Genomic DNA, 9,306 nt, shown 5'->3' on the forward strand with positions numbered 1-9,306 from the left:
GCCCAGGTCCGCCCCCGCCCGTCGATGGTCGTTATCGTCTCGAGCCGAGGAAGCGAAACTTATCGGTGGCATGATGTTTGAGCGCGTGTTCCATGAACGTGTCGGACTGGCTCGCGGGTCATCACGTTGGCCCATGTTGCCAACGCTGGCAGCGCAGGGAGCCGATGCCAGCGCCCTACTCTCGTATGCCGCTCCATTGTTCGGCGTGGTTGATATGCGTGCCGATTCGTGAATTTGACCGGGCGGCGCTACATGCTTATGCCATAACTTTGTCGGCACGAACACGCCCGCTTCCACACTTCCATTCAGGCCTGACGCTTCGCGCCGCACGGCGTCGGGCCGTGAGTCGGCACTTGGCGTACCGACGGCTCATGGCTACACGGACGGACGTCAAAAAGGTTGCGTCACGGGGCTTCCACAAACCAATTCAAAATTGAACTCCTTTCACTTCTGGCGTTGCCACGCTTTCACATCCAGCGACTCATCAATTCGATCGCCAGCGTTCCGCGCAATCGAGCGGTAGTTTGCCTACACGAAGAGCTGACTTGATCGGTCAAACTCCGTGTAGGCCGCGGATCGCCAACTGTGCGCTGATCCGAACCCTCAGGCAACGTAGCCACCGTGCATGAACTGTACCGCTCTGGTGACATCCTCTGGGCGGTCAAGTGCATTCATCGGCGCGATCGGCTCGCCATCATGGTCACCCGTGCCGGCGATCCAACCGTTTGGGAAATGAAACCAGGCTGCGATCGTCCAAGACTCGTATCGATCGCCAAACACTGTAAGAAGGTCTCGAATGATCGGTAATGGCTGGCACATGGAATCGAACTGGTAGCCCGCGAAGTATTCGTTGTGGTCGAAGGTCACGCTGAATATCCGGCGACTTTTCCGCCAGTCACAAGCCGGTTGCTTCTTGTCAACAGGAGGCGCACTCTGACGCGCATTAATCTGCTCGGCGGTGAGCCATTCACCTGCGGCCACAATCTCTCTGTGTATCGCTTCTTCGCGACGTCGACCATCTTCAACGATCTGGCTTAGACTCTTCATGATTCTCTGGATCCACGAAACTGCCGAAATAAAATCACCATCTTGCTGGGTTCAGCTGTGACCACAAACAGGCAGTTGAAGATGAAGAAAATTATCGGCTCCTATCCACAAGACGTCACGAAAGTTGTCACGGCGTCAGGTGTCACGGGCTACCGCGCCAGGTCGATCGCGACCTTGCGCGCCAAGATTGCCCAACCGTGCAGCGAAGACCGGTCGGTAAGACAAATCATAGACCCCGACCGACTACACCAGCAACGGTTCGCGCCCGATCTCCAGATGGCCAGGGGGGACTACGCGTGGCTGCCAACGCCTCCGGCTCAGCCCATAGCGTGCCCCAAGGTCGACGTCGGCGTGCAGATTGGTTTGCCTTGCTCGCGGTCGAGGGCAGGAAGCGGATTGTTCAGGAATTCGCGAACCCGCGCCTGGCGGCAGTGGACTACCTCGCTGGGGTACTGATGTGCTTGTCGTGTGGCGAGATACATGCACCCGCGGTGGCTCCACGAACAGCTGTCGTCCTCTCGGGCGGCATGGCGCCGGGAGATCTGCTTGCGTTCGCACGTTCGCGCGAAAGACGATTCGCCCCTCGAACAGTACGCGCGCCCCGGCAATTTGGCGCTTCTCAGTGCGCGTGATGCCGGTCGCAATGAGCGTTCGATCAACGAAGAGCGTCGCGATGGCGAGTTGTGCGCACCGCTGCCCCGGAAAGTCGCGCGGATTCCGCTATCCGAAGTGGCAATTCGATGTGGCACCGGAACGCCTCCGGACGGTGTTGCGTATGTTCGCGGACGCACGTGCGAACTGTGGGTGGTGCACGCCTTCATGATGCGCAGGCGCGAAGCCCTCGACGGGAATTCGCCCGCCAAGGTCATTCTCGACAACCCGTGGGACGTGCGGCGACTGATCGAACTCGTGGCACGTGACCTCCCCAGCGAACACGACGCCCTCAGACAATGTGTCGAAGCAGCCCGTGGCGGGCCGATCCCCTGCTGCCGATCTGCCCGACGCTTATCCTACCCACCCGGTCAGCAACAGGACGTCGGCGCGCTTTGCTTTAGCAGAAAGCATTGGTTTAGCTGCGCAGCTAATACAACACGCACAACGAGCAGCGTGAACGGCAAGGACCGGACCATGCCGATCCAGAACATCGCGGGAACACGATGCGTGGCGGCTGGAAATGCGGCTGCGGACCCGAGCCCCAACACACACTGGAAAACTCTCGCGCGTCCCCGCAAATCGATATAAACCGCCTTCCACTCAACTCCGTGCGGCAAACGCCTGATCGAACTGCCGGGCTCGCTGCACTTCGTCGCTATGCAGATAGGTCGACGTCGTCGAGATCGACGCATGGCGCAGGTTGTCGCGCACCATGACCAACTCGGCGCCCCGCGCCAGCGCATGTGACGCGTGCGTATGCCGCATCCAGTGCGGGCTTGCGCGGCGCAACTTTTCCGCCGTCGCGGGCCGTTTGCCCTCGATCACATCGGCGACCAGCACGAAGAACCGCCTCAGCACGCGCCAGAGCCTCGTGCTTTCGATGTGTGCGCCCTCCTCCTCGAGACTCGCGACGAGCGGCGTCGCCGGGTTCCAGCGAATGGGTGTGACCGGCAGGCCGCGCTGCACGAGATACTGATCGAGTGCCGTTCGGGCAAGCGGTGGCAGCGCCACCTTACCGCGCTTGCCGCCCTTGCCAAGCACGTGAAGCCAGTGATCGCCCTGTTCGTCCCGACGGACGTCGGCGAGCGTCGCGCCGACGAGTTCGCTCGCGCGCAAGCCGGTTGCATAGCCGAAGTCCAGCAGAAACCGCAGGCGCTGGGCGGCCGGCGCGCTCCAGCCGTACGACCATTCGAGCCCATCGGCGAGCGCGCGGATCAGCAGCCACTCGCCTTCGGAGAAACCACGGGACACGTCCAGTCCCGCGCGCGGCGCGTGGCTCTTGACCTTCACGCCGGCGAACGGATTCGCAAGGACGTAGCGCTGCTCGACCAGCCAGCGAAACAGCGCTGACAGAACGTTCAGTGCGTACGCCGCCGATCGGGCGGAGAGCGCGCCGGTGAACGGCCGCCATTCGACACTGTGCCGCGGCCGCGACGGCCCGACCCAACGCTCGTGCGGCGTGGGCCGGCGCAAAAATCCCCGGTACGCGATCGCGTCGTCGGTATTGAGCGACGACAGCGCGCGGCCGCGCTCGATGATCGCCCACAAAATCAGGCGTTCCGCCTCTTTCCGATAGGCGCGCTGGGTCGCCGCCGACTCGTGCAGCGATAGCCAGGACTGGATCGCTTCGTAGTCGTTGGGCGCGTTCAGCAGACAGGCGGTCTGCGGCGCCCGAAACTGTCCGTGCGATCCATCGACTTCGTGTGGCACGCGCAACTGCTCCCACGGCACGATGTTGCCGGTCGGCGCCGCGACAATCAACGCCCGCGCCCGCTCCGTCAGCGCCTGGTACGTGGCAAAAAACGCCTCCACGCGACGCGCACCGGCGACACCGAGTCCGTCGATCGTGATCCACCAGCGGCGCCGGCGTGGAATCCGCACGGTCAGATCGGCCAGCGTCCGGATGCCTTGCGCCTGCAGCGCGGCGACCACCCGCGGCGGCAACCACTGGTCGATTTCGTCGGCGATGTGCGGTTCCGGTGCCGACAGGTTACGCAGCGTTTCGATCGCGCGCGCGACGGTGTCGGCCGACGCTGCGGATCGCTCGCCGAATGTTTCGGCCAGGTCGGCTCGGTGACGGCTCGCCGCGAACGCGACCAGGGTGCGCCGAATGCCGCCGAGCACGCCGCGCGCGGAGGCCCCGGGCGCCTTGCGATCGCCTAGATAGCGCGCGACAGCCGCTCGAGCGTCGAGCCCGGCGTACCACGCACGCAGCGCAGCCAGTTCGGCGTCGCCGGGGAATGTGATGGTGTCGGTCTCACGCGTTTTCATACTCGCCAGTTTATATCAAAAACAAGCATGGACAGATAATAAGGTTTATCGGTCCATCTCGATATGTGTCCTGTCAATTGCCTTTCGCTCATGTGCTTATTCATCCGGCGCGCGACCAGCCTCTCTCCGGCAAGAGCCGGCGCCACCCGTGCTGGCCTGCATGGCCTACAAACTTGGGACTCTGGCGCGCGCCTCGCCGGTCGTCGCCATCTATAACCCACAACCTTGGAGCGGCAAAGCCGCCAAGCACCCCTCGTGACGATCATTTGCGCCAGTTTCGGGCTCTCGACGGACTATGGACTGCGTTTGCGGGCGCAAGCTGTAGTCCGTTCCGGAGTACCCTGCGCGGCCCACGCTCAGCAATTGCGGCGCCAACAATTTAGGCACGGTCATGCCCGGCCGCGCACCCTCCTCCAGAAAAACCATGCAATTCGAAGCCTCCCGAGAACCCCACGCGCGAACCGTCAACGCGCCGGTTGCCTACATGACCGACTGCCAGTTCGGCTTGCCAATCGGGGACGCGGAGAGTTAGAGCACCGACCAGGTACGCCATGTTGAAGTCCCGCTAGAAGCGCGAATGCGGCTGGAAGGCGTATTCGGCCGTCAGCGAAAGAGTCGCAGCGGTCAGGTTGGATGCGCCGAACCGACAGTCGGTCATGCCTTGGGAGGCATGAACAGGCTGCTCACGGACGTTGAGGCTTACGCACGCGTGAACGCATTCGGCAAAGCCAACACCGTACCGGTCCACATGCGCCCCTCAGACGGAGCCTCCGCCTTCGATTGGATTTCGGCCCAGCTGGCCAGGAAAGGAATGACGGAGGAAGTCGAATTCGCGCGGCGAGACGGTGATGTCTGCGGTGACGGTGCGCTCGATGTGCTGCGTTGCCTTGAGGGAGCGGCAGTCGGGCGAATCATCGAGAGGACCTGGACGCTCGTCGCTCGCGTGTATCGCGACGCGGTCATGACGGAGCACCTTGCTCACTGCGCAGTGAGGACGCCGGGTCCATCGGATATCCGCGAGACGCTCGCCACGCGCAAGAAGGCGATCTTCCAGCGCGCGTCGGCTTACGGGTTGGCCTATGACGGGCGTGAGCTGCTCCGCTATTTCGCACGCATGCCTCTCCGCCTGCTTGTGCTGCTCGATGAATCCGCGGCGACCAGTTCCAAGCATTGACGCTCAAAAAAACGAGCGACTAGTTCAGAAAATTCGAGGCCGAGCCAGACTACACGTCCAAAGCCCACTCGGGAACGCCGGCTTGACGTACCTCGTCCCGGTTTGAGAGGAAAAGCTGCTGCGCACGGGGGTTGCCCGAGGCGTCAGCCGTGTAATCGACGTGCCAGTGACGCAGGAAGTAACCCACGAGGCAAGCTCGAAGTTGCACGGTCTTTGCGCCGCCGCGCATGTCATAGTCCGTGCAGATCGTCTCCGGGTGGGCTGCTTTGGGATGCGGTGTCAGTCTCAGCGATATCTCGTTGTTCCATTCCCGATCTTCGGACAAGGTTACGGCTGATTCGCCGTCCGCCTTAACGCGCTCAAATCGCGTCAGCGCAAAATCACGGAACTCCTTTCGTTCATGTTCAAAACACCGTATGTGCCAGCGTAGTCCGTCATTTACGAGGGCCAACGGTGAAAGCCTTCGGGATCGTGCGCCCGTCGACAGCGACGAATACTCGGCGACCACCCACTGCCGTTGGTCGATTGCACGGGTGAGGGCCGCCGCGAGCTCAAGCGGGACCTGGCGTTTGATGCTTGAGTTCACCCAGCCCGGAATTCGCTTCGTCCTTGACGGATCGTAGTCAACGGCGCCGTCTCCGGCCAGCGCGTGCAATGCCTGCTCGACATTGTGCTCGAAGTACGGTTGCCCCCCATCAAACACATAGCACTTCCGACGCAAGTCATATCTCAGCATGGAGGGAGCCAGTTCACCATAAAGCGACAGATCCTTAGTCGCAGCAGGCTCACTGATTCCAAACCTGGAAGTCAGATCTTTTCGGCTTACCTGTCCTGAAAAGAGGGCAAGAAACTCTATGTAATACAGCCGCTCGCGCTGTATGTCCCTTGGCAGGTTCATGTTGTCTACTCCTATTTCCCCTCCATTGTAGGTGAGAATCAATATTACGATGTCATATATTTTATGACAGTCGTAAAAAGTATTTGCATTTTGACGGCGCGTCGGTAGAATGTCCCTATCGATCGCATGGGCGGTCGGTCGGCGCCGGAAAAGTTGACGCTGGATGAACTTTTTAGGGAACAACGACTATGAGTGAACACGACCAACATGGTCCCCGCGGCGAGAATGACCACGAACGCTCGCGTGAGCACGGCCAGCAACATGACCACAAGCTTCACGACAAAGGCGAGCATGGCCATCAGCCTCCGCCCCCCTCCCCGCCGGGCGTGCCCGGCGGCCGCCCGAACCCCGGCTCCGGTGCACCGAAGCCTCCCGGTCATCGTCCGGTGGGCTAATCATGAGTACGTGGTGGGAGCGCTATCCCGACGAACTTAGTAAGGAGAAGGCGGCGCTGGAGGCTCTTGGCTACGCCTGGTCCATAGACCAGGCCGCCATGGATGCGGGCCAGATGGTGGTGCGTGTCGACGTTCCGCACGAAGGTGGCGTTCTGGCACTTACAGCCGTCTACCCCGATACTTACCCTTACTTTGTACCCATGGTGACGACTGATTCGGTCCAGTTTCAGCGCCATCAGCATCCGTTGGGCCGAAATCTTTGTTTGCTGGCACGCGAGGGAGAAGACTGGCGCCCCGGGCACGATTCGCTTGCAACGCTAATAAGAGAGCAACTGCCTGCAATACTGGGGGTCAACAGTGGCTGTATGGAGCCGGATGCAGTCGCGCAAGCGGAAGACCATGCGGGCGAACCGCTTTCCTCGTTCTTGCCATATGTACCGGAATGCTCGGTTATCGTTCCAGACGAAACGCCGCCTGTAGAAGTGCCTGCGGGACGGCTTAGCCTGCTGCTGCGATCTACACCAGCAGGGTGGCCGGGACAATGCTTCGTCAACGGGATCGTCGAATCAATCGCCGACCTGCAGGGAAAGTCCCTTGTCCGCTTCAACCGGCGCATCCCTTCATTCGATCGTAGTACGAACGGATTCTGGATGCGGCTTAACGAAAGGCCGGCCGTAAACACGTTCGAGAGCTCTGCGATAGATCTCTATAAGCTTGTCGATGGGAGGCTTGCACCGCTAACGAAGGCCATTCAAAACGCGAAGCGGGGTGAAGTCTTCATTGTTGGGCTGCTCTACCCCGACGAGGTGTCGTGGCGACACAATGCTGACGACTGGGTATTCCTAGCGATACAAGTTGTCCGTGAGACGAAGCGCTCCAGGCCAGCAGAAATTCTCCCGCAAATCGTGCGCGCCAATTGGGGCGGCGAGAAAGCCTGGCTTCGCAGGGCGCCGTTCTTGGCACCGCTGAGGACGAAGACGGCTTTGGTGGTCGGCTTGGGCAGCCTCGGTTCTGCAGTGGTTATGCAGTTGGCGCGCGCGGGTATCGGTGGCCTTTGTCTGCTCGATGACGACAATCTGCACGTGGGTAATACGGTGAGATGGGCGTTGGGCTGGCAGTATGCTGGCTTTCAAAAAGGAACCGCGCTCGCGTCGGATATTGCCGCCAACTATCCGTACACGATCGTCCAGTCGTTCAGTCACCTGCGAATCGGTGCGTTGCCCAATCCGCCTGCAGGCCAACCGTCACAGTACGAGATTCTTGAGCGCCTAATCATCGAGTCCGATATCGTCATCGATGCTGCTGCGAGCTACCGCGTCAGTCACTTTCTCGCTGATCTTGCACAGGAGCGTGGCAAGCCGTATCTGTGGTTGACGACAACCCACGGAGCTGCTGGTGGGGTTGTTGGACGTGTACAGCCGTCGAAGAATAGAGGTTGCTGGCACTGCTTTCAACGCGGTCTTGCAGATGGTTCGATCCATTTGCCGGCAGATGCCGGCACTGACGAGGTCCAACCTGGTGGATGCTCGCAGCCGACATTTATCGGCGCGGGGATAGACAGTGACGTTATTGCCAATCAGGCAGCGCGTCTCGCGGCGGCGACGCTTTGTTCAGGCGAGGATGCGGGTTACCCGGACTTTGCATGGGATGTCGCAGTTGCCGATCTTCAGCGTGATGGCCTTTCTATTGCCCCCAAATGGACAACTCATGTTTTGGCCGCAAGACAAGATTGTCCGGATTGCAGCGGGCAGGCATGACGGGATTGTGGATCGATTCGATTGCGTTCGACGAGATGCTTGGTGAGGCTCGGCGAGCATATCCGCTCGAAACCGGCGGAGTGCTCGCGGGATACATTGCTGGTAATGGTGACCCCGTCGTCCAGCACCTTATCGGACCAGGGCCGAACGCTCAGCACAAACGCCAGCGATTCCACCCTGACCATGACTGGCAGTGTCGCAGACTCGACGAAATTTTCGAGATGTCGTCCGGGCAGACTGTGTACCTCGGTGACTGGCACACACATCCGGACGGTAGCCCGCATATGAGCTGGCTGGACAAGCGTACGCTGAGAGGAATCGCCCGGCACCGGGACGCAGCAGTTGCACGTCCAATAATGATGATCGGCGCCGGCGGGGCCGAACGCTGGACGTGGCAAGTTCATCGATATTCCGGCGAACGAATTGTTGGGCTTTCCATCAGTGTTGACGTGCTCGAGCTGCGGCCCTTCGGCCATTAGGACGTTTGACGAGCGGCAGGCGGCCTCGCGAAGGTGCCAGGAACACTCGACCGCCCGCGCGAAGACGATGCCGCGCACGATCCCGGCGTCTGCAACCGGGCTCTCAAACATAACGGAAATGACGTTAACGACGAGCGGCTGGAAATATTCAGGAGAAGGGAGGCCGAGATCGAAGCGCAGTACGGACGACCGCGATCACTGAGAATTGCGAAGCATTGCACATGCTGTGGATCTGGCGCTGCTCTGCGAGCCTTCGAACAGGTACATATCCTGAAATGAGGCACACGTGACGCTCGGCGCAGTTGTTCGCCATATACGCTTTAGGGCATCAGTGACAGCCGAAGATACTCATTCACCGAGCTCGTCCAAAATCGGGCAATCCGGGCGCTGATCTCCCGCACAATGTTCGGCCAAGTGCATCAACGTATCGCGCATCGTACAGAGTTCTGCGATGCGCAAATCGAGTTCATCAATATGCTGCAATGCGATCGCTTTGACCGCTGAACTGGCTCGCTCGCGGTCTAGCCACAATGTGAGGAGTTGCCGAATTTGCTCGACCGAAAAACCGAGATGCCGTGCGTGGCGGATGAACCGCAAGATGTGGACATCCTGCGTATTCCGGCGAACGTGA

The 9,306-nt window shown here is 60.6% G+C and carries 8 protein-coding genes; 4 read left to right on the forward strand and 4 right to left on the reverse strand.

The genetic code is table 11. The features are described from left to right. Positions 1 to 603: 603 nt before the first annotated feature. Complete coding sequence (locus L810_RS10265) at positions 604 to 1,047, reverse strand: hypothetical protein (protein ID WP_051392212.1); 444 nt, start codon at positions 1,045 to 1,047, stop codon at positions 604 to 606. Between the two features lie 546 nt (positions 1,048 to 1,593). Between L810_RS10265 and L810_RS47020 the strand changes: the two genes are divergently transcribed. Then, complete coding sequence (locus L810_RS47020; protein WP_155836155.1) at positions 1,594 to 2,289, forward strand: hypothetical protein; 696 nt, start codon at positions 1,594 to 1,596, stop codon at positions 2,287 to 2,289. A gap of 12 nt (positions 2,290 to 2,301) precedes the next feature. Here the strand turns inward: L810_RS47020 and L810_RS10275 are convergent, their stop codons facing one another. Further along, positions 2,302 to 3,972 carry a phage integrase family protein gene (locus L810_RS10275; protein WP_021158335.1) on the reverse strand — a complete coding sequence of 557 codons (1,671 nt, stop codon included), beginning with the start codon at positions 3,970 to 3,972 and terminating at the stop codon, positions 2,302 to 2,304. Positions 3,973 to 4,642: 670 nt separating this feature from the next. Here L810_RS10275 and L810_RS49010 point away from each other — a divergent pair. Further along, positions 4,643 to 5,146, forward strand: coding sequence for a hypothetical protein (locus tag L810_RS49010; protein ID WP_063625721.1), 504 nt, complete (start codon positions 4,643 to 4,645; stop codon positions 5,144 to 5,146). A gap of 49 nt (positions 5,147 to 5,195) precedes the next feature. Here L810_RS49010 and L810_RS10285 read toward each other — a convergent pair whose 3' ends face one another. Then, on the reverse strand, positions 5,196 to 6,044 hold the full coding sequence (locus L810_RS10285) for a WYL domain-containing protein (RefSeq protein WP_155836157.1): 849 nt from the start codon (positions 6,042 to 6,044) through the stop codon (positions 5,196 to 5,198). A gap of 397 nt (positions 6,045 to 6,441) precedes the next feature. On the opposite strand from L810_RS10285, the gene L810_RS44965 reads away from it, so the two are divergent. Together L810_RS44965 and L810_RS49745 are read left to right on the forward strand one after the other, a co-directional pair. Beyond that, complete coding sequence (locus tag L810_RS44965; RefSeq protein ID WP_081712821.1) at positions 6,442 to 8,196, forward strand: ThiF family adenylyltransferase; 1,755 nt, start codon at positions 6,442 to 6,444, stop codon at positions 8,194 to 8,196. A 35-nt stretch (positions 8,197 to 8,231) separates the two neighbouring features. Further along, positions 8,232 to 8,675 carry a Mov34/MPN/PAD-1 family protein gene (locus tag L810_RS49745; protein ID WP_373453094.1) on the forward strand — a complete coding sequence of 148 codons (444 nt, stop codon included), beginning with the start codon at positions 8,232 to 8,234 and terminating at the stop codon, positions 8,673 to 8,675. A gap of 348 nt (positions 8,676 to 9,023) precedes the next feature. On the opposite strand, the gene L810_RS44970 is transcribed toward L810_RS49745, so the two are convergent. Next, on the reverse strand, positions 9,024 to 9,306 hold a 283-nt coding region (locus L810_RS44970), incomplete at its 5' end, for a MerR family DNA-binding protein (protein ID WP_155836159.1).

The sequence above is a fragment of the Burkholderia sp. AU4i genome (genome assembly GCF_000466765.1).
Lineage (GTDB): Bacteria > Pseudomonadota > Gammaproteobacteria > Burkholderiales > Burkholderiaceae > Burkholderia > Burkholderia cepacia.